The organism is Bacteroides stercorirosoris (genome assembly GCF_900142015.1).
Lineage (GTDB): Bacteria > Bacteroidota > Bacteroidia > Bacteroidales > Bacteroidaceae > Bacteroides > Bacteroides stercorirosoris.
Map to the genome: position 1 here is coordinate 31,341 of NZ_FQZN01000011.1, position 21,767 is coordinate 53,107.

A 21,767-nucleotide genomic window follows, 5' to 3' on the forward strand; every position below is an offset into this window, starting at 1 on the left:
CCATTGCTTTATTACGAAACTTTCGTAGCTTTGCATTGAATTCATTTTAATACTTTATTTCCATGGAAAAGTTAACTATACAAGAAGAAGAAGCAATGATTTACATTTGGGAACTGGGCAGTTGCTTCGTAAAAGACATTGTTGCCAAATATCCCAATCCGGTACCTCCTTACACTACGGTAGCTTCCATTGTAAAGAACTTGGAGCGCAAACAGTATGTTACGGCCGCACGAGTAGGAAATACGTACCAATACACGCCTGCCATTCGCGAAAGTGAGTATAAACGTACCTTCATGAGTGGATTTGTGCGTAACTATTTCGAAAACTCTTACAAGGAAATGGTTTCTTTCTTTGCCAAAGAACAAAAGATTTCAACCAATGACTTGAAAGATATTATCGATATGATTGAAAAAGGAAAAGAGTGAGGATTTATGATAGAAATACATAATTCATAAATTATAAATTGATATGTTGGCCTATTTTCTAAAAATAAATGTAGCCATTGCGCTGTTTTATGCGTTCTACCGGCTGTTCTTCTATAAAGACACATTCTTCACGTGGCGCAGGGCGGCATTGCTTTGTTTCTTTGCCGTTTCTGCCGTCTATCCGTTGTTGAACATACAGACATGGATTACAGAGCAGGAACCTATGGTAGCAATGGCAGACTTATACGCCGACATTATCTTGCCGGAAATTACTCTTACACCAGAACAAGCCACTGCCGACTGGAAAACTCTTCTGCTCCAAACGGCCGGTTTCGTCTATTGGGGAGTAGTGTGCTTATTAGCAATCCGCCTCCTCATACAGCTCATTGGCATTATCCGGCTATCTTTCCGCTGTCGGAAAACGCTAATAGGTGACACCAATGTGTATCTGCTCAGACAAGCGGGCGGACCTTTTTCTTTCTTTCACTGGATATTCATTTATCCGGTCTCACACACTGAAGATGAACTAAGCGAAATACTGACTCATGAAAAAACCCACGCCAACCAATGGCATTCGGTGGATGTACTTATCAGTGAGACTATATGTGTTTTCTGTTGGTTCAATCCCTTTGCCTGGCTCATGAAACGTGAAATCCGTACCAATCTGGAATATTTGGCGGACAACCGTGTATTGGAAACCGGGCATGACTCTAAAGCCTATCAGTATCATCTGTTAGGATTATCCCACCATAAGGCTGCAGCAACTATCTATAACAGTTTCAATGTTTTACCTTTAAAAAAACGCATCAAAATGATGAACAAAAAGAGAACCCGAGAAATAGGGAGAACTAAGTATCTTATGTTCCTCCCCTTGGCAGCCTTACTTATGATTATCAGCAACATCGAAGCCGTGGCACGCACCACGAAAGAAGTTGCCAAAGACGTCATAGAGGCTGTGGAAGAAAATCTGACGCCGAAAACAACGACGCCGGATATGGAAGTTGCTACTGAAACGGCACCGCTGGAAACACCGGCACCGCAACAGGAAAAAGACAAGCTTGTAAGCTACAAAGGAGTAGTAGTGGATAAAGACGGAAAAGCGGTGGAAGGTGCTGAGTTTTTGGTAGATCGCCGCTATGACCTACCAAAAGGCCAATCGTATGTCACAGGAAAGGACGGCAGTTTTTCTTTCAAAGCATTCGAAAATGCAAAAATGGCGGTGCTTTGGAATAAAGATGGAAAAATGATGGTAGTAACCGTGACTATCGACAAAGAGAATAATTCGAACATGAAGATTGTCATGAATAGGGAATGGCAAAATCCGCCCGCCAATGATCCGGACAATCCCGTATTCGAAGTAGTGGAACAAATGCCTGAATTTCCGGATGGTGGAATGCCTGGCTTGATGCAATTCTTATCGAAAAACATCAGATATCCGGTAAATGCACAAAAGAATGGTACACAAGGTCGCGTTACTGTACAATTTATTGTAAATGTAGACGGAAGTATCTCCCATATAGGGATTATTCGTGGGGCAGATCCGGAATTGGACGGTGAAGCTGTACGCGTTATCAGCACAATGCCTAACTGGAAACCGGGTATGCAAAAAGGTAAAGCTGTACGGGTGAAATATACGGTTCCCGTCATGTTCCGCTTAAATGATGAAAAGAAGGAAGAATTCAAACCCGTACCGAAGATTGATGAGTCAATTGTCGTGGTAGGTTATGCAAGCCAGGAAAAATCACCAATAGAAGAAGATGTGGTTTTTGAAATCGTAGAACAAATGCCTTCATTTGCCGGTGGTATGGAAGGGCTGATGCGCTATCTGTCCAGAAATATTAAATATCCTGTAACGGCACAAAAGGCAAGAATACAAGGACGAGTACTTGTACAAATTATCATCGACTCAAATGGCAACGTTACAAATCCGAAAATAACAAAGAGTGTAGATCCTTCACTGGATGCAGAAGCAATCCGCGTGACTGCGAACATGCCTAAATGGCAACCGGGCATGCAGAGAGGAAAGGCTGTCAATGTGAAATATACATTCCCCATCGAGTTCAAGCTACAGTAAGTCAATAATCCAAGATAAATTCTCTCTTACACAAAAGATTACCTGCAAGTCCTGCCCCTGATTGTTTTCCTATCATCAGAGGCAGGATGCAGATAATCCAATTTTTTATTTATGCATCTTCACCACTTCCGTCGGTGCCATTTCCACATTCCGTTTGTCTACCTGGCGAACCACACTTGCCGCTAATTGCAAGAATGCACGTCCGGTCACGGTATTTTCATCAAGCGCTACCGGTGTACCTTTGTCCCCGCTCTCACAGATGCTTTGTACAATAGGTATTTGTCCTAATAAAGGCACATTCATTTCCTCTGCCAGCTTCTTGGCACCTTCTTTTCCGAAAATATAATATTTATTTTCCGGCAGTTCAGCAGGCGTAAACCAAGCCATATTCTCTACCAAGCCGAGAATAGGAACATTAACCTTTTCATTGACAAACATATTGATACCTTTGCGGGCATCAGCCAATGCCACGGCCTGCGGAGTACTGACAACGATAGCTCCCGTCAAAGCGAGCGTCTGAACCACTGTCAAATGGATATCGCTTGTACCGGGAGGAAGGTCGATAAGGAAATAATCGAGATCACCCCAATTTGCATCCGCTATCAATTGCTTCAAGGCATTACTTGCCATGCCGCCACGCCATAGGGTTGCCTGGTCAGGATCTACAAAAAAACCGATAGAGAGCAGTTTGATGCCATACTTCTCAACAGGTATAATCAAATCACGCCCACCTATATTCTCTGCATAGGGGCGTGCATCTTCCACTTGGAACATCTTCGGCATAGACGGGCCGAAAATATCGGCATCGAGCAAACCAACCTTATAACCCAACTTTGCCAAAGACACCGCAAGGTTAGCAGATACCGTTGATTTACCCACACCTCCTTTACCGGAAGAAATTCCAATAATATTCTTCACTTGCGGCAGCAACTTGCCCGGTTCGGGCCGTGCAGCCTGTTTGCTTTCGGTAGCGATAGTAACTTCTACTTCATTAGATACATACGCATGAATAGCCGCTTCCGCTGCCTTTACTACAGATTTCATGAAAGGATCGGTCGGCTTCTCGAATATCAGCGAGAAACTGACTTTCATCCCGTCTATACGCAAATTATCGGCAACCATCTCTGCCTCCACGAGGTTCTTTCCAGTGCCGGGATATCGCACTGTTGCCAGTGCATCTAAAATAAGTTTAGGATAAAGTGTCATTATTAAAATTGTTATTTTGAAGTTTGCAGTCCACTCCGCTTGCTGCGGTTATAACTGCGATATTCATCTAACTCTATTTCCACATCGGGTTCATGCAGTTCGCCTTCCTTCGGCAGATGAAACTTGATATACTTGATGTTCAGCCCGCGATCCAACCACTGTTGTTCATAATAAGTCTTGATACTGAGAATCTCATCAGCCATACCGGAGTGATACAGATCTTCTGTCATCACATCTACCGGAAGGTGATTTTCCTCAATCATGTAGCGGGTATAAGTGAACATGAAATTACTATCTGTCTTGAGATGAATGATGCCATCCGGTTTCAGAAATTTGCGATAACGCTCCATGAAATAAGTGGAGGTCAGACGCTTGGTTGCTTTCTTCATCTGCGGGTCGGAGAAGGTCAGCCATATTTCGCTCACCTCATTCTCTGCAAAAAATCGGTCGATGATTTCGATATTCGTGCGCAGAAAGGCGACATTCTTCATGCCGGCCTGCATCGACTCCGTAGCACCTGACCACATACGGGCACCCTTGATGTCTACACCGATAAAATTCTTGTCAGGAAATAATTTCCCCAAACCGACGGTGTACTCACCACGTCCGCAACCTAATTCCAAAACAATGGGACGGTCATTCCCGAAGAATGACCCGTTCCATTTTCCTTTCATCTCAAAGGGCACGTTATCTACTGCCGAATAGGGATACTCGAACACGTGCGGATAACTTGCCATGTCGGCAAACTTCGCTAACTTACCTTTACTCATGCGTTATTCCACAATGGTTACCCAGCCATGCGTGTCAGGTTCGTCACCATATTGGATGCCACGCAGCTTGTTGTACAACTTCGTGCAGATAGGTCCCGGTTTGCCGTCTTTGGCTATCACATATGAATGTTCATTCTCAGGGTCATCAATACGTTCAATCGGACTGATAACAGCTGCTGTTCCGCAAGCACCGGCTTCTTCGAAAGTGGTAAGTTCTTCTTCCGCAATCGGACGACGTTCGACCTTCATGCCCATATCTTCGGCCAACTGCATCAAGCTCTTGTTCGTGATAGAAGGCAGGATGGAAGTGGACAAAGGAGTGATATACGTATTATCCTTGATTCCGAAGAAGTTGGCAGCACCACATTCATCGATGTATTTCTTTTCTTTTGCATCCAGATAGAACTCTGCAGAGTAACCTGCCGCATGAGCTTCCTGGCTGGCACGCAAACTGGCAGCATAGTTACCACCAACTTTATAGATACCGGTTCCGAGTGGAGCTGCACGGTCGTACTTACGTGTGATTACATAAGGAGTGGCAGCAAAGCCACCTTTGAAGTACGGGCCTACCGGAGTTACAAATATCAGGAACATATATTCGCTGGACGGACGGACGCCCACCTGCGCACCTGTTCCAATCAGCAACGGACGGATATAAAGGGATGCACCGCTTTCATAAGGCGGAATGAAACGTTCGTTCATTTTCACTGCTTTCAGCACGGCTTCCTTGAAACGTTCTGTCGGCAGTTCCGCCATCATGATGCCACGGCAAGTGGATTGCAAACGGGCCGCATTCTCTTCCAGACGGAAGATGCGCACCTTACCATCTTTTCCACGGAAAGCTTTCAGACCTTCAAACGCTTCCTGACCATAATGCAGACAGGTAGCTGCCATGTGCATATTGATAAGTTCGCTACTACTGATTTCGAGTTCTCCCCATGCGCCATCGCGGAAATTAATTCTCACATTGTAATCTGTCTTCATGTATCCGAATGACAGATTTGACCAATCTATTTCTTTCATATCTCAAAGTATTAGTAATCTCATTACGTACATTCTGCAACAAATTTACTCTTTATTCTTCACATTCTCGCTTCTCCGACAGTAATTTTTCAATTTCCTTATCGGCTTTGGTCAATTTATCGCTGCAAAACGCAATAATCTCATTCGCCTCCTTTATTTTTTCGGCAAGCACATCAATTTCCAACTCATTATTGTCTATCTGGCGGACAATCTTCTCCAGGCGCTCCATGGCCTGGGAATAAGTTTCTTTTTTCTTTGGAGTAGGCATAAGGATATTTTTGATTTATGATTTATGATTTATAGTTGAGGTTACTGCGCCCCGGTAGAAGCGGGTGAGGATTTCATCATTCTCACTGAGAGAAGCGGCATCTTTCACGACTTTTCCATCTTTCAGGGTGATGCTATAACCACGGGCAAGCATTTTTTCGGGTGATGCATCAACCAGACGTTGTTGCAACAGTTCCAGACGATGACGCTGGCGTGAAAGGGAAGATGTAACAGCCTGGGAGATATCTCTCCGGGCAGTCAACAAAGTCAACTTGGCATCGGAGATACGGCGAACAACGGCAGAGGGAATACGATTCCTGTATAAATTCAGTTTACGATGTTCTTCCGCCAGACGGGAAAGGACGCTTTCGTGCAAGCGTCCGGCAAGGGTTTCCAAGCTATCGGCGGCAATATCTATGCAGTCAATCAGGTATTCAGCGGCAGCTGTCGGAGTTTTCACACGGGTATGCGCAACGGAATCAAGCACCGTATCATCTCTCTCGTGCCCTATTCCGGTAATGATGGGCAGTGGGAATTGGGCACAGGCAGCAGCAAGCAGATACGTATCGAAACCGGACAGATCGGAAGTGGCCCCTCCGCCACGGATGATAACTACGGCATCAAATTCCTTCTGACGGTTCAGAATCAAATCCAAGGCAGATAATACGGACTCCTCTACACGGTCGCCCTGCATCAATGCAGGAAACAATTCTGTATAAAAGAAGAAACCACGGGGATTATTCTGCAACTGATGGCAGAAGTCACCATAGCCGGCAGCCGTGGGGGATGAAATCACAGCAATACGCTGCGGCAAGTCGGGCATTTCCAACTCTTTGTTCAGAGTCAGTACGCCTTCTTCTTCCAACTGTTTCAGAATTTCCCGACGACGGCGCGCCATATCCCCTAATGTATAGGTGGGATCAATATCCTGCACTGTAAGGCTATAGCCGTAAAGTTCATGGAAACTGACAGTAACCTGTACCAGCACCTTGATGCCGGAAACGAAAGCCTGTCCCGTAGCCTCCTCGAAGTAAGGCTTCAACAAGCGATATACATTCGCCCAAATCGTTCCCCTTGCTTTGGCTACCAGACCGTTGCCGCGAGAATCTTTCTGAATGAATTCCAGATAGCAGTGTCCGGTGCTATTGGTGCGCACATCGCTCAACTCTGCCTGCACCCAATATTCGTCAGGCAAGCATTGTTCCAGGCTACGGCGCACTAAGGCGTTAAGTTCTAAGAGAGATAAAGTTTCCATTATTACACGGTTATGAATGAAACAGATGATTATTGCGCAGCTCAAGGCTGAAAGCCTTTCATCTTACAGCCCAGGGCATCGCCCTGGGAATTGAGTAATGTTTATCCCCGCGCCCTGTAAGGGCATAACAGCACACATCAGCTTTTGCCCTTACAGGGCGTAAGATTGTGGGGGACGATTCATTCCCAGGGCGATGCCCTGGGCTGTAAGATGAAAGCCTTTCAGGCTTAGGCTGCGTTAAATTATCATTTGATTCCTTTTTTATCAGTTATGAATCTAATTCACCACTGATTCGTCTTAATTCTTTGACTTATAATCATTATATGCTTTCCACATATCAGGCACTCCATATCCGTAAATATTATCCGGGAAGGCCGCACGATCACCAGCTTGGCGCACAAGTTCCACCAGTTCTTTTGCCGTCAGTTTCGGACAAGCCTGCCACAAACAAGCCACCATGCCACACATGATAGGAGAAGAGAAAGAAGTTCCATTTGCCCGTCCCTGATTTCCATCCGTACGGATGACGTCAGATCCGGCGCCTACAGCCACAACATCCGGTTTCACACGTCCATCAGCCGTGTTACCGATAGAAGAGAAGGGAGCCAGCACAGCCTTCTTATCAACAGCACCCACCGTCAATACATTGTCTGCATCTCCCGGAGGGGTTATCTTCTTCCAGGAACCCATACCCGAATTTCCGGCACTGCACACCAATACCATTCCCTTATCTGCAATAAGCGAAGCCTGACGTGACATCAACGCATGGTGCCCATCCAAATCACGGTATTTGTAATTCTTCGATTTATCATCAAACGCATAGTATCCTAAAGAGGTATTCAGCACATCCACTCCCACGCTATCGGCAAATTCAACGGCAGCAGCCCAATAGTCCTGCTCTACCAGATGCTCGGAATATTCATCTTCACTACGGAGCAGCCAGAAGGAGGCTCCGGGAGCCGTACCTGTCATCACATCGGGCTGGTTCATACCGATACAGGAAAGTACAGACAAACCGTGACTGCTCTCGGCAAAGATATCCGCCTGAGGATTCACAAAATCTTTCGTACCAAGAATACGGATATTCTGCATGGCAGTAATCTTATCCACATTATGGAAGCCCGCATCAATAACTGCAATCGTCATACCTTGCCCTTTGAAGCCAGCTTCATGAAGCTTATCCCCATTGCTCAGTTGAATCTGAGTGATGGCACGTCCGTAAATGCTATCCGGATGTATCGTCGGCTGATTAATGACAGAATCCCGTTCGGTAGACATCGTTGGCTTGTCGGCACCGGGAGAAATCCAGACCTTTTCTGTGGAAAGAACGAAAGGCAACGCTGCTATCCGGTCAATCAAAGTCGTATCCTTGCAGGACACCGTTACAAAGTTATTCCATTTCCCGGTCACCACGATATTAACTCCCTGCTTACGGATTTCATCTATATATTTACGACAAACCGGAAGATCGGTAGAGTCAATCGGAAGATTCTGTTTCTTACGGCGTTCAATTGCCTTTTCGGACAAGAATTTTTCCGGCCGCTTCAACGAATACTCTGTGGCAGCCTTGTCTTTCAGACTGATACGATACTTCAATGTATCTTGCTGCGCCGATGCTCCTGTTGCGAGCAGGACAATAACTAAAAGGGAAATCAATTTTCTCATTCTATTATTTAATTACTTATTTATTTTCTGCAATAACCAGCCCGATACCCCGCTGGGAAGCAATAAAAGAACCGCCCACTACCCGTCTTCCGATATAAAACACGGCAGACTGCCCGGGCGCAATAGCTGATGCTTCGGACAAGAAATGTACAAACAGCCGCCCGTCTTCCAGCCTTTTCACCGTACAGGGAATCGGTTTGCTACGATAACGGATACGTACCGCCAAGTCAGGAGCCGAGAAGAATTCCTGTTCATCGATGATGTTATCCTGTTCGGCCAGCATATATTCAGTCTGTAGTTGTTCGGCATCGCCCAGCATCACTGTATTTTTCTGCGGATTTATCTTCAACACATAAACCGGTTTGCCCAAAGCTATTTCCAGACCTTTCCGCTGTCCGATGGTATAATAAGGAAAACCTTTATGTTCGCCCAACTTCACTCCTTCGGAATTGACAAACCATCCGGGACCGATTTCACGGTCTATTTCAGGAGAATGTTCGCGCAGGAAGTCCCGGTAATCACCCTTGATGAAACATACCTCCATGCTCTCCCCTTCTTCCGCCTTCAACTGATAGCCTTTCTCGCGCAAATACTCCCGTACTTGCAACTTAGTATAGGTGCCCAGCGGAAAAAGACAACGTCTCAGCACATCCTGCCCCAATCGCCAGAGGAAATAGGACTGGTCTTTCTTATCGTCATCTCCGGCCACTATATATATATTCCCGTTCTTTTCTTCCAGACGGGTATAATGTCCGGTAGAGATAAATGCGCAACCAAGCTTATCCGCCCACTCTGTAAGTATGCGGAATTTAAATGTAGGATTGCACATCACACACGGGTTGGGGGTTCGTCCCTGGCAATATTCATCAATAAAGTTCTGCACAATTACTTTGCGGAAAGCCTCGCGTTCATCGGCCACATGGTGTTCGATGCCCATGCTATCGGCAAGTTGCCGAGCTTCCACCGGTTCATCTCCCCACACCCACATGGTTAATCCGACTATCTCATAACCCTGCTCTTTCAACATCAGACAAGTGGCGGTACTGTCTATACCACCGCTCATACCCACCAATACTCGCTTCTCAGGTTTGTTCATTTTAGGATGTTCATTCAATTAGCTTACAAAAATAGATGATTTCGGGCAGAAGAAACAGAAAAGGCATACCTTTTTCACATGACTTCACACAAGTGGCCGAACTAATACACTTATTTCCATACACAATTCCTTTACCTCTCCCACAATTCCATCAATCACCTCTTGAACGGTATATCCATACTTTTTAAAATACTTTTGCCCTAACCACACGCGAGAAGGGGCATATTGATATTTTTCAAGTAATGTTATCAGTTCTTGCTGATAGTAATATGTACTCTCATTAGTATATTGTTGGGAATAACTCTTATGCCGGATAGCAACATACCCTTGTTTCGCTACTGACAAGTTGAGATCTCCAGGAAGCAAAAATCTTTCCGGATGTTTTGTATCATAATTCTCTATGCCCAATTCCAGCAATCTTGAAGTTATACCTTTACTCACTTCCACCGAAAGTTTCGCCGAAAGACTTGAATTTGATTTGCGTCCTTTCCATTGTTCTATTTCAGTAATAAAGCGTTTCTGAATATTATCCGAAGTAAACATCTCACCTTCATGTTCGAACATATAACCAAGACATTTCCCGATAAGATTCATTTCCTCATAAGAATAACGTTTGCTGGTGTGGGGAATACCATAGACAGGAATATTATTCCACCTTCCATAAGAAAGTTCCGATGGGATCAGTTCTGTAGGGAGTACCCCTGTATGCTTACACAGTAGCTGAAAGCAATCTTTTCTCCCCAAACAAAGTATCCTCCGGGGCTGTAAAAGTTTGATGAGCTCAATGGTGCTCTGAGGACATTTTTCAAAAGCAACTTTCGGAAGTCCCTTTGCTTTACTTGTATTAAACAGAATCATATTAGTAAATACAAACCTATGCTCATCATCCAACAAAGACACATGTTCTTTCCAATGACTCAATATGATCCGAAGCCTCTTCCACAAATGCCATTTCTCCCGTTCCCACCAGAAAGCATTGCCTTTCAGTAAAGTGTCTCCATCCATGTGGCCATCCCTAATTCCCCACTCTTTCCAAATCTTATTATCAACCTGCCCATTGTTTTTACCAGATTCACTAAAATAAGGACCACCTGATCCCGGATTGATTGCCAAGACAAGCAATTCAGGATACTTCTCTACTTCTGTCAGATTCGTCTGGGTATAAAATGCTAAATTACAGTCTTTTTCCGTCATTGCCAAGTTGTGATACAGGCCGACCGTACGAGCTGCCCAAGCTTTCAAACCATCTTTTAAACTCATAACTGTTACAAAAATATATTTATGGATACTTCCATCAACAACAAAGTTACAAAGACTTTTTTTATATTTAATGCAAATCAGAAGTTGAAATTCATCCATTTCTGATGAAAAAAGAATTATTTCACCACAGAGGACACGGAGAGCACAGATGTTATAATTAACTATGAATTAGAAGCCTAAAAAACTCTGTGTACTCTGTGGTGAAAAGATTCATACCACTTGGAAAGGAAACTATGCTTCTCAATGTCAGTAGCATAGGGTCATGACACTTGCAACTTCTTACCTTGAGAACCAGAAGCCCCTTTGCTTTGCTGCACAAGATGGCATCTTGCTCAGCATAACATACCATCTTGAACAACACAAGATGGCATCTTGAGCAGTAAAGGTAGTCACGCTTCAGTAGATATGCAAGCTTTTTATGGGGGAAAGGTAATAGTGATGTACGTGCATTTTTATTGGATCGTATAGAAACAGTATTGTCTCTGTGTCTATTATAACGGTGCAGAAAGGAAGGAAATTCCAATTGACAATCGGTCACCATACGGGGATTCGGTACCTTTCAGACTGCCTTGACCAGCAAAGGATTCGAGCATCCGGGCCAAGTGACTCTCGGATTACCTCCCCATAGAACTACTGACACCTGAAATTCTGGAAGAAGAAAAAGGATTGAAAGAGGAAGGAATTATATAGGATATACAAATTTACTTTAAACAAAAGGAGTTTGCCATAAGCGTTAATAACTTATGGCAAACTAAAGATTACATCGGCACAATCGTCACTCCCCACCGATACTCTTGGTTAGCAGGAATAAGATATTGTGAATCGGGGATAGCTCCCCAACTGTCATACCCGCCTACTTCCATTTGTTTCATATCAATGCAGCAATGTACCACCTTTTCGTAAATCATAGCGCATGCCGTGACTTTCGATATTGGCTTCGTCATAAACATAAAATCTTTACGCATCAACTCTTACCATACCTTTCGATTTCATAGACACATTTTTTTCTCCGGTAACAACCACTCTGCCTAAGTGGTCAATCAATTCATACCCAATAGCCAGGTTGGCATTAGTGTCCTTATGATTCTTTAAATCAAGGGCCAAACGGAAAACACCATATAAGAGCCGGTGCTCCAACGAAATATTTTCAGTACAAGTGTATTTTCGCCTGATTTCAGATATCTATTAATCAGATATTCCACCGGATTCTTAGAGTCCTCGTTATAACCTACTTCATACCCGTTTATATACACATAGCATCCTGACTTGGCACCTGTAATATACAAATAAACATCACGCCCTTCCCAATCGGTTGGTAGAGTGAACTCCTTACGATAAACACCCACCGGATTCTCTTCCGGCAATTGAGGCAGCTGCGGATTACTTGATCGAAACTCATAACACTGATTAGTATAGATGGCAGCTCCATAACCCTGTAACTCCCAGTTCCCTGGGACTTTGATCCTCTTCCATCCGACCACAGTAGCCGTAGTATCCACGATATCAGCCGGAAGCTCCTTATAGGAATCCACATAATAGAATTTCCAAATACCAATCAAAAGTTTATAATACGGGCTTTCTTCATACCACCCGGTCATAGCCTGCGCACGATTGGCATACGTCATAAAAGAAGTTCGGGGATTTTCCGTATTTACAGAAGTCGTCTGAATATCTTTCCAATAAGGCAGATGCTAGTACTTGAATGAACGCGAAGGCACTCTCCCACGTCCTTTCACAAGAATAGAATCTTGAGTAATCTCTACTGTGGAGTATGCATTTTGCGTTTCCGTCTCTATCATGCCTTCCTGGGTAATCATCGGGATTCCTTTGTAATATCCAAATGCCCCGGCATGATGATGTCCTGAAAATACAGCTTTTACACATGGATATTTCGAAATCGTATTCAAAATTTCCATATTGTTTAAAGCCGTAAATTCACTCTGCGGATAAAGCGGATGATGTGTAAAGATCAGCACATTGTTATGATTCCTTTCACATTTTACCAACAAGTCATCCAGCCATTTCATCTGCTTTCTGCTGATTCCTCCATTCCATCTGTAGGCTTGTTTTCCTCCGGTTTGTTTTATTTGCTCCAGCATCTCAGCCAATTCCTGTTCTTTTTCAGTTCCCGTTACATTAGCATAAGCTGACACTTCATTGGTGTTCAACATGATGAAAACCCAATTTTGCTTCTTGAACGAATAATATTCAGAAGGCATATTTAACTGTCGGTAGAGAACAGAATTATCTGTCACTTCTTTATAATCATGGTTACCCGTAATATGATAAATCTCATTATTAAGATGAGTGAGAGAGGACATTATCTTTTTTAAATCACTGTTCTTCCTGTCAATAATATCCCCCAGATTAATAGTAAACTGGACATTCTGCTGATTGAAATAATTGATGCAAGTATCCAGTTTCTGCAATGCCTGCCTATAAAATCGTGCATTTTCCGATGGGCAGTCTGCATACTGTGTATCGGCAAACAGCCCAAATTTAAGGATAGGAGAAATATCCTGCGCTAATGCACCGCCTCCCAGAAAAAACAAGCATATAAATAGTCTGATAAACATTTTCATAGTAATTTATTTTATAGTTATAAACAAAACGAAGAATCTGTATACATAAACTTGAATGCTTACAGATTCTTCTACTTGTTCAGTATGAGAATACAATCAGGAAATTCCTACATTTATAATCTCATTATCTAAAACCTATTGATTCAATTGGTTATATCTGAGTTACTCAATACTCCTTTATACAATTTAGCATATACAATCTTTCCAATGAAAGGATTTTGTATTGAAGGAGTAGCCGTATCACGATAATCGCCACCAATTCCTAACAGATAATCAGGTGCTTGGTCTTTCTTTGGGAAATTAAATGTGCCGGATACCTTGACTTCTTTCACTTTAGTACCATTAATATACATCCTGAAAGTTGTTTTATCGTATGTAACAACAGCATGGTAATAAATATCTTTTCCTAATTGAATGGGAGTCTGAAAATTATTATTTGGCAATACCCACTTATTATTTGCCCTATAATAAAATGCCAGTTGATTACCGCTGGTAATTTCATACCCCAATCCACCGCTTTCCATTGAGGAGAATGGATTTACTCCTCCATCAGGGGAAAACAGGATTTCCATAGAAAACATCCCTTTCATAGCCTTACCAATAGCATCTTCTTTACTATAAGGAATATAGAAGAAATTACTTCCATCAAAAACAGCCTCATATTTTTCATACGAACTATTCCAACGTGTTTCTATGGCATTCGTCGTTCCTTCTACAATGGGCAAAGAAGAAATTTCTTCATTCATATTAGTAGCTATCCCCTTATCTGCAAATTGTACATCCATGATTAATTTCGGAATTTCTTCATTAGGAAAACCTATTATAAGAACGGTCAAATGACTGTATTTCTTTATTTTTTCATAAATGTCCGGTTCATTATAATAGATTCTATAATTCCACGAATATTGTCTTACAGGCCTGTTATTGACTTGCGCATTCTCAAAGTTCGTTTTCATAGCCTGATAGACGTCAGAATCAAAACTTATTCCGTCAACATTATTTTCCTGCATAGATTTCAGCCAACCATCACAAATTTCCTTTTGTTCTTGTTCGGTTTTTCCTACCAGACTACTCCAGGTAGAGTAAAAACTTACATGCCATCCATCATTTGCAAATGAGGTCAAATGCGTAATATAACGACTTTCAACCAAAACACGATGCTTTATATTATATTTGCTGTCTAAGCGATACAAGGTTTCACGAATAATCGCTTCATTCTCATCCGTACTCAAATCCTTAAAATCAAGCCATAAAAAATTAAAATCAGGTTTCATTACAAGAAGATCATCCATATACTCCTCAAAAGTTTGGCCTGTTGAAGTTTCCAATTCATGCCCAATCATCAAAACAGGAGTACCACTCTCTCTGGAAACATGAATATCCACTTCAAAATTGCTTATTCCATAATCGACAGCATCCTGTAACTTAACAATATCATTGCACTTATGGGCTCCCAAAATCATTGTTTGACCAAAATCGTCAGTAGAAAGAATACTTCTGGTCATAGGGCCGTCAACGTTAGTATTCAATAAATCAGAAGAACATGATGTCAATATCATCGTTCCTAGTAATAAACCCAATAACATCTTTAACTTTTTCATAAACATGTATTTTTAATTCAATTATTAATTCCATCCCGGATTATTAGGTTTCAAATCCGGATTCCTTTCAATTTCCACTCCCGGTACGGGCCACAACAAATCTTTCTCTGTGAATACGCGAGTTACCAGTCTTCGTCCGGTTATTCCGTATACGTCTCCCGGCAATACTTCCAAGGCAATGCCCCAGCGACGAAGATCGAACCAACGATGTCCTTCTGCAATAAGTTCAACGGCTCTTTCGTGTTTGATGCGTGTCAACACCTCTTCTTTAGAAGAAGCTTTCAGCCATGCAGGACCACTGTTAATAGCAGGCATATTGGTAGAAGGGCGTTGGCGCACTTTATTAATATATTCTACTGCCGTAGCTTGGTCATTCAACTCATTCTTGCACTCTGCATACATTAGGAACACATCTGCCAGACGGAGTATCGGAAAGTTAATAGGAGTATGTTCTCTATTATTTATCGCTCCATTCATATTGCCTTCGGGTACGAATTTCCGGAAAATATACGACTCTGTTCTGGCAGGGCTCAACCGAATGAAGCCATTTGTTTCATTCGGAGCTATATTCCGGGCAATTATAAACTCACAAGTCTTAGGCTGATTGTTTACCCATCCCGGATAAGTGGTATAAGGCATAATGATGGTTTCACTCATTCTCGGGTCACGTTTCGGATACATTTCAAGCAACTTGTCCTTGTATTCGGGATAAGATGCAACCGTTTTACCTCCTTCTGCAAGTACCGATACAAAGGTTTTGTCCTTCACGTCCGTACTGCTGAATCCCGGAATAACTTCTTCCCAATCAAAAGGTTTGCCATCCTTATACTCGTACATGCCCACCAGCGTAGCGGACGGTAGCACCACATTCCAGCAACTGCCATACGTAGCACGGCTGCCCATATAGAAAGTCATTGGCATACCATAATCCTTGCCTACACCTCCTGAGTTCTGAATAGCGAAAATCATTTCATCGCTTTGATCGCCTTCCGGAGTGAATAACTTAGCATAATCAGCATACAAAGAGTAATTATATCCTCTGCCCGACGGATCCAATATAATTTCCTCGAAGTCCTTGGCGGCTTTTGCATACTCTTTCGTATACAGATATACTTTTCCACGCAACGCATAAGCGGCTCCCAATGTCACGCGCCCATAGTCATCTTGTATCCTCTTTACAGGAAGATTACTATTGACGGCAGCATCCAAGTCAGCAAGGATGAACTGCACGACTTGCTCTTCAGAGCTTCTGGGCTTCTTTAAGTCATTATAATCTGTACTCAAGTTTACACTTTCGTCATACAGCGGCAGTGCTCCATAGAAATTATAGAGTTCGAAATAATACAAGGCACGCAAAAATCTGGCTTCTGCCAAATACTGGCTTTTAAGTTCTTCACTCATACTTTCTATCCCAGGTACCTTCTGTAGCACCAGATTGGCTCTCATCACCCCGTCATAAAGTGACTTCCATTTATCCTCCACCAAGGCATGCCGATCACTATAAGTACCTAAGATAACCGGGCCAAAGCCCTGAGAATCATACCCCACACCTATATCTGACATACAATCATAGGCAAATCTCATCCCAAAAGCATTATCTTCTCTAAGAGCCGCATATACTCCCATCATTCCTTGTTTGGCATGGGTTTCCGTCTGCCAGAAAATGCCATCGCTTATTTGGTCAGCCGGATACCTATCCAGCTCATAACAACTATTCAAGCACATTGATGCAACAAATGCACCTAATAATATTCTATACTTTTTCATAAAACATCAATTTAAAATGAAAGATTAACTCCAATAACAGCCTGTCTCATAGAAGGGTAGTCGACGCCAGATACTTCCGGGTCCAGACCATCATATTTGGTAAACGTAAAGAAGTTCTCTAAACTACCGTAGATTCTCACACGCTCTATAGGCAGAGATGGGAACGCCGTTTTCGTAAAGGTGTATCCTAACTGGATATTCTTAATTTTAAGGAATGATCTGTTCTGAATCCAGAAGTCACTAATCAATGTATTCCTGTTATCACTGAATTCCAGTAAGCGGGGATAGCGGGCTGAGCCCTGAATACCTTCATACCAACGGCCATCTGCTATCTTCTTGTTGAGCTGATAACTGTGGCGAACAACCGGACGAAAATAATTATCCAGCCAATAAGTTTCCACCCCGGTGACTCCCTGTAAGAGAACAGAGAAATCGAAACCTTTATAAGCCCCTCCCAGGTTCACACCAAAAGTACACTTCGGAGTAGCTCCATTACCGATAATCGTGCGGTCATCATCATTAATCACACCGTCACCATTCAAATCTTTATATAGCAAGTCTCCCAGTTCCGGACGATTAGAGGGAAATGTTTTTTTAGGCTTGCCTGTACTTGGATCAATCGGAGTATTATCCACTAACTGCTGCACAAAGTCCAAATCCTGCTGTGTCTGCACAATGCGGTCAACAACATAGCCATACTGAACATTTATCGAATAACCTTCTTTAATCATATCAGCATTAGTAATAGCACTTTCATTGCCCTTGAACTTGGTTACCTTGTTGTTTATAAAAGTGATATTACCGTTCACGAAATAAGAGAAATCCTTTATCTTATCTTGCCAGCCCAAACTAATTTCCACACCTTTGTTCACCACTATACCTGCATTTTGTCTTGGGATAGTTGCATTTCCGTTCACAAGCGGAGCCGGAAGGTCGATCAAGATATCTTCCGTCTTTTTGTGAAAATACTCGACCGTACCGGTAAAACGGTTATTTGCCAAACCGAAATCCACCCCTACATTAAAGATTTTCGTCTTTTCCCAAGTCAGGTTTCCATTGGGAATAGCCTGCATAGCCACTCCGGTAGCTATATTATTATTCAGGATATAGTTGGATGCCGAATATAAAGATTGGGCATCATAATTACCTTCAATATCTGCATTCTTGCTTCTCAACGCATTGTTACCCAACACACCATACGAAGCGCGTAGTTTCAGATTACTCAATGTCAGTTTCTCCGAGAAATCTTTCACAAAAGGTTCTTCACTGATTCTCCAGGCAGCGGAAGCTGAAGGGAAATATCCCCAACGGTTACCCTCTATAAAACGGGAAGAACCATCGGCACGGAGATTCACTTCAAACAGATACTTGTTATCCCAGTTCAATTTCAATCGACTAAAGTAAGAACGCATCACCCATTCCACCGTATTACCTGAAGACGAAGCAGCTCCGGTAGCGCCATCAATCACTCCCAGTCCCGGATCCAGTAAGTCCTGCTTGGTTGTCTTGAACCACTTATAGCGAAACAGTTCCTGACTGGCTCCCACCATAACGCTATAGTCCAGTTTGGAAACCTTATTCTGATAAGCAGCAGTCACATCCATCAGATAATCATTCCATTTGTAATCACTGTTCATGATGTGAGTTTTACCAATGCCTGTAGAAGCCACCACATCGTTCAGGAAATTCCATTGCTCCAGAAATACCGGTTTAGAATCATCCGTCTTATTACGATGCATATAGTTGAATGATCCAGTCAGCGTAAATCCTTTGAAAGGAGTCAATGTTCCGTAAAAACGGCTTTTCACATACCGTTCTTGGATATCTCCCGCAGTATTATATAAACGATAAATAGGATTATTGGCTGCATTCTGAGCATCGTCCTGGTCATTATTCACAGAACCCAACCGACCATCAGGAGCGCGAAACACCATACCCGGAGAAGTAGCGGCAGCGTAAGTGAAAACATCTTCCATCTTATTCGTACCCTGCTCCGTAAAAGATACATATCCATTAATATTAGTTCCGATCTTCAACCAGGAAGTTACGTCAATGTCCAGATTAACGCGTGCTTGCGTTTTTTTATAACCAGAATTATCCATCACCCCCGGTGAGTGCAGGAAGCCAAAAGAAGTATAAAACTTAACTTTATCCGAACCACCGCTAATTGAAATACTATGGTTATTACTCAAAGATGTTTTAAACAACTCATCCATCAGACTTGTATTTGGATATTTCAACGCATCTTTTCCTTCATTGGCACGCCACAATTTGATGGCATCATCCGAGTATTTGGTTGGCAAGTTTGAATTGGAAAAACCTTCATTAATCAATTCCATGTAATCAGCATAGTTAGACACTAAATCAAAGGTTTTTCCTACAGATTCCCAAGAGAGATAGCCATTGTAATCAACTTTCGTCTTACCCTGCTTGCCACTGCGTGTAGTAATCAAAATAACACCATTAGCAGCTCTCGAACCATAAATAGCTGCTGATGCAGCATCTTTCAAAACCGATAGATTCTCAATATCCTGAGGTTGCACGCTGTTTAATGAACCTTCTACTCCATCAATAATGACAAGTGGCGCCGAATTATTCAGAGTTCCTTGACCACGAATCATTATAGACGCCGTGTTATCACCCGGTTTGTTTGAACTGGAAGTAACCTGCACGCCGGCAGCCATACCCGCCAATCCCTGTGATACATCTGTAATCGGACGACTTTCGCTCATTTCTGCCATATTGATATTGGCGACAGAGCCCGTCAGATTTACCTTCTTTTCAGAACCATATCCTACAACTACGACTTCATCCAGCGACTGTGCATCTTCCGTCAAAGCAATTTTCAGTTCCGTAATATTGCCGGTAATCTTAATTTCTTTAGTCAGATATCCAATATAAGAAATCTGAATAACACTGCCAACCTGTACATTGTCAAGCGTGAAATTTCCATCAATATCTGTAATGACTCCATTGCTCGTACCTTTTATAATTACATTAGCACCGATAATCGATTCACCCTGTACATCCAGTACTTTGCCTTTAATCGTTTTTTGTTGTGTGATACTCTCTACTATATCAGTATGGAGTGACGTTGAACTGACTCCTGTCGCCCATAATGATCCGGTAGCAATTAAAGCTAGCGATGCCCCCAATACCATTCTTTTGGGGAGAGAGCTGCAATGCTTGAGTTTTCTTTTCATAAGTATTAAAAATTAGTTGTTATTAACGCTGCAAGTTTACGCCTTTTCACCTTATAGGCATTATCCAAATCGTCCAAAGATACAATGAAAATTATCCGTGGACATTTTTAATAGGATTCAGGAAAATTTTCATAGATATACATGTCATTCCTATTTCAATGTCACATCTTTGTAAAAATCATCTTCGACAATAATCATATATATTCCGTACAATAACTACAATCCAGTTTTATTTAATAGCACTAATATTGCACCAATAATATTTCAAAAAAGAAACAAACCATTAAAAGCAATTATTATATATGAAAACAAGAATTATCCTCTTAGCCGTCTTTTCTTTCTGCCTTCTGGGAGACACATTTGCAAAAAGAAAAGTGGAAGAACCTCCAAGTGACAGACAACAATGGGCTGACCTCTGTTATAAGATAGCACAACCCATTTTGGAAAACATGAGTAAAGGTGAACTGCAAAAGAATATGCAGTTGGAACTTAGCCCCACATGGGATGGACGTGATAAACGCGTAGCCTACATGGAGGCCTTTGGACGGCTAATGGCAGGCATCTCTCCCTGGTTATCACTACCTGCAGATAATACAGCCGAAGGGCAGCAACGCCGCCAATTGCAGGAGTGAACACTACAAGCATACAAGAATGCTGTAGATCCCCAAAGCCCGGATTACTTGTTATGGGAAGGACCAACCCAAATTCTGGTAGACGCAGCCTACATTGCCGAAAGTTTTCTTCGTGCGCCAGATGCCACCTGGAAGTTGTTGAATGAAACCACCCGGCAACGTTACATCCAATGTTTCAAAGGATTGCGTGTCATCCGCCCAGCTTACAATAACTGGCTGTTGTTCCGTGCCATGACCGAAGCTTTTTTACTCTCGATTGGCGAGGAAGCCGACCGGTTTGCACTTACTGTGGCAGTGAACAAACTCAACGAGTGGTATTTAAGTGACGGTTGGTATTCAGACGGGCCGGAATTTGCTTTAGATTATTACAATTCTTATGTCATTCATCCCATGTATGTGGAAATATTAGAAGTTTGCAAAGCAAAAAAGTTTCAGACTCCCGTCAGCACTGTACTGGCTATTTGCCGTATGCAACGGTTCAATGTTTTCATCGAACGCCTGATTTCACCGGAAGGAACTTATCCTGCCTTCGGACGTTCAGTGATATATCGCATGGGAGCTTTCCAGACGTTGGCATTAGCTAGCTGGAAATATGGATTACCAGAAGAGCTAAGTAACGGGCAGGTGCGTAGTGCACTGAGTACAGTCATGCGGAATATGTTTAGTATAGAAGGGAATTTCGATGATAAAAATTTCCTTAGGCTAGGTTTTGCCGGACACCAGCCAGAACTGGCTAACTACTACACCAATAATGGTAGTCTCTATATGACTGCATTGGTATTTATGCCATTAGCTCTGCCTGTTACCCATCCCTTCTGGAGCGATCAAGCAGCAGAGTGGACTTCCCAGAAAGCATGGAGTGGTAAACCATTCCCTATCGACGGACATCACTCACTACGTAACGAGAAATAAAAGGAATTCAAACAAATCACTAAAAATAA

General features: G+C 42.6%; 14 protein-coding genes and 2 pseudogenes. 3 read left to right on the forward strand and 13 right to left on the reverse strand.

The annotated features are described in order from the left end of the window. The first annotated feature begins 62 nt into the window (after window positions 1-62). Together BUC01_RS09775 and BUC01_RS09780 are read left to right on the forward strand one after the other, a co-directional pair. Window positions 63-425 (forward strand): BlaI/MecI/CopY family transcriptional regulator, encoded by a 363-nt coding sequence (locus BUC01_RS09775; RefSeq protein WP_025835134.1) that lies wholly within the window; start codon window positions 63-65, stop codon window positions 423-425. Window positions 426-468: 43 nt separating this feature from the next. After that, entirely contained in the window at window positions 469-2,499 is a 2,031-nt protein-coding gene (locus BUC01_RS09780; RefSeq protein ID WP_073313553.1) for a M56 family metallopeptidase, read from the forward strand. A gap of 105 nt (window positions 2,500-2,604) precedes the next feature. Here the strand turns inward: BUC01_RS09780 and BUC01_RS09785 are convergent, their stop codons facing one another. The 13 genes and pseudogenes from BUC01_RS09785 to BUC01_RS09845 form a co-directional block, all read right to left on the reverse strand. Next, window positions 2,605-3,705 (reverse strand): Mrp/NBP35 family ATP-binding protein, encoded by a 1,101-nt coding sequence (locus tag BUC01_RS09785; protein WP_025835137.1) that lies wholly within the window; start codon window positions 3,703-3,705, stop codon window positions 2,605-2,607. 11 nt (window positions 3,706-3,716) lie between these two features. After that, window positions 3,717-4,475 carry a tRNA (guanosine(46)-N7)-methyltransferase TrmB gene (gene trmB / locus BUC01_RS24910; protein ID WP_025835139.1) on the reverse strand — a complete coding sequence of 253 codons (759 nt, stop codon included), beginning with the start codon at window positions 4,473-4,475 and terminating at the stop codon, window positions 3,717-3,719. Window positions 4,476-4,478: 3 nt separating this feature from the next. Further along, on the reverse strand, window positions 4,479-5,498 hold the full coding sequence (locus BUC01_RS24915; RefSeq protein WP_025835140.1) for a branched-chain amino acid aminotransferase: 1,020 nt from the start codon (window positions 5,496-5,498) through the stop codon (window positions 4,479-4,481). Between the two features lie 52 nt (window positions 5,499-5,550). Then, on the reverse strand, window positions 5,551-5,766 hold the full coding sequence (gene xseB / locus BUC01_RS09795) for an exodeoxyribonuclease VII small subunit (RefSeq protein ID WP_025835141.1): 216 nt from the start codon (window positions 5,764-5,766) through the stop codon (window positions 5,551-5,553). Between the two features lie 15 nt (window positions 5,767-5,781). Further along, complete coding sequence (gene xseA / locus BUC01_RS09800) at window positions 5,782-7,020, reverse strand: exodeoxyribonuclease VII large subunit (RefSeq protein WP_073313555.1); 1,239 nt, start codon at window positions 7,018-7,020, stop codon at window positions 5,782-5,784. Window positions 7,021-7,317: 297 nt separating this feature from the next. Continuing rightward, window positions 7,318-8,685, reverse strand: coding sequence for a S8 family peptidase (locus BUC01_RS09805; RefSeq protein WP_073313558.1), 1,368 nt, complete (start codon window positions 8,683-8,685; stop codon window positions 7,318-7,320). Window positions 8,686-8,701: 16 nt separating this feature from the next. After that, the gene (gene mnmA, locus BUC01_RS09810) at window positions 8,702-9,781 is read right to left on the reverse strand and encodes a tRNA 2-thiouridine(34) synthase MnmA (protein WP_073313651.1); all 1,080 of its coding nucleotides are present in this window, start codon (window positions 9,779-9,781) and stop codon (window positions 8,702-8,704) included. A gap of 84 nt (window positions 9,782-9,865) precedes the next feature. Next, the gene (locus tag BUC01_RS09815; protein ID WP_073313561.1) at window positions 9,866-11,140 is read right to left on the reverse strand and encodes a uracil-DNA glycosylase family protein; all 1,275 of its coding nucleotides are present in this window, start codon (window positions 11,138-11,140) and stop codon (window positions 9,866-9,868) included. 659 nt (window positions 11,141-11,799) lie between these two features. Further along, window positions 11,800-11,985, reverse strand: coding sequence for a beta-galactosidase small subunit-related protein (locus BUC01_RS25845; RefSeq protein WP_310592459.1), 186 nt, complete (start codon window positions 11,983-11,985; stop codon window positions 11,800-11,802). 58 nt (window positions 11,986-12,043) lie between these two features. Then, window positions 12,044-13,617, reverse strand: a pseudogene (locus tag BUC01_RS25850) (sugar-binding domain-containing protein); the annotation flags it as partial. A gap of 149 nt (window positions 13,618-13,766) precedes the next feature. Then, complete coding sequence (locus BUC01_RS09835; protein WP_175560876.1) at window positions 13,767-15,224, reverse strand: LamG-like jellyroll fold domain-containing protein; 1,458 nt, start codon at window positions 15,222-15,224, stop codon at window positions 13,767-13,769. Window positions 15,225-15,248: 24 nt separating this feature from the next. Continuing rightward, window positions 15,249-16,991 (reverse strand): RagB/SusD family nutrient uptake outer membrane protein, encoded by a 1,743-nt coding sequence (locus BUC01_RS09840; RefSeq protein ID WP_025833438.1) that lies wholly within the window; start codon window positions 16,989-16,991, stop codon window positions 15,249-15,251. An 11-nt stretch (window positions 16,992-17,002) separates the two neighbouring features. Then, entirely contained in the window at window positions 17,003-20,194 is a 3,192-nt protein-coding gene (locus BUC01_RS09845) for a SusC/RagA family TonB-linked outer membrane protein (protein ID WP_025833436.1), read from the reverse strand. Between the two features lie 302 nt (window positions 20,195-20,496). Between BUC01_RS09845 and BUC01_RS09850 the strand changes: the two are divergent. Further along, a pseudogene (locus BUC01_RS09850) lies at window positions 20,497-21,738 on the forward strand (DUF2264 domain-containing protein). Window positions 21,739-21,767 lie beyond the last annotated feature (29 nt).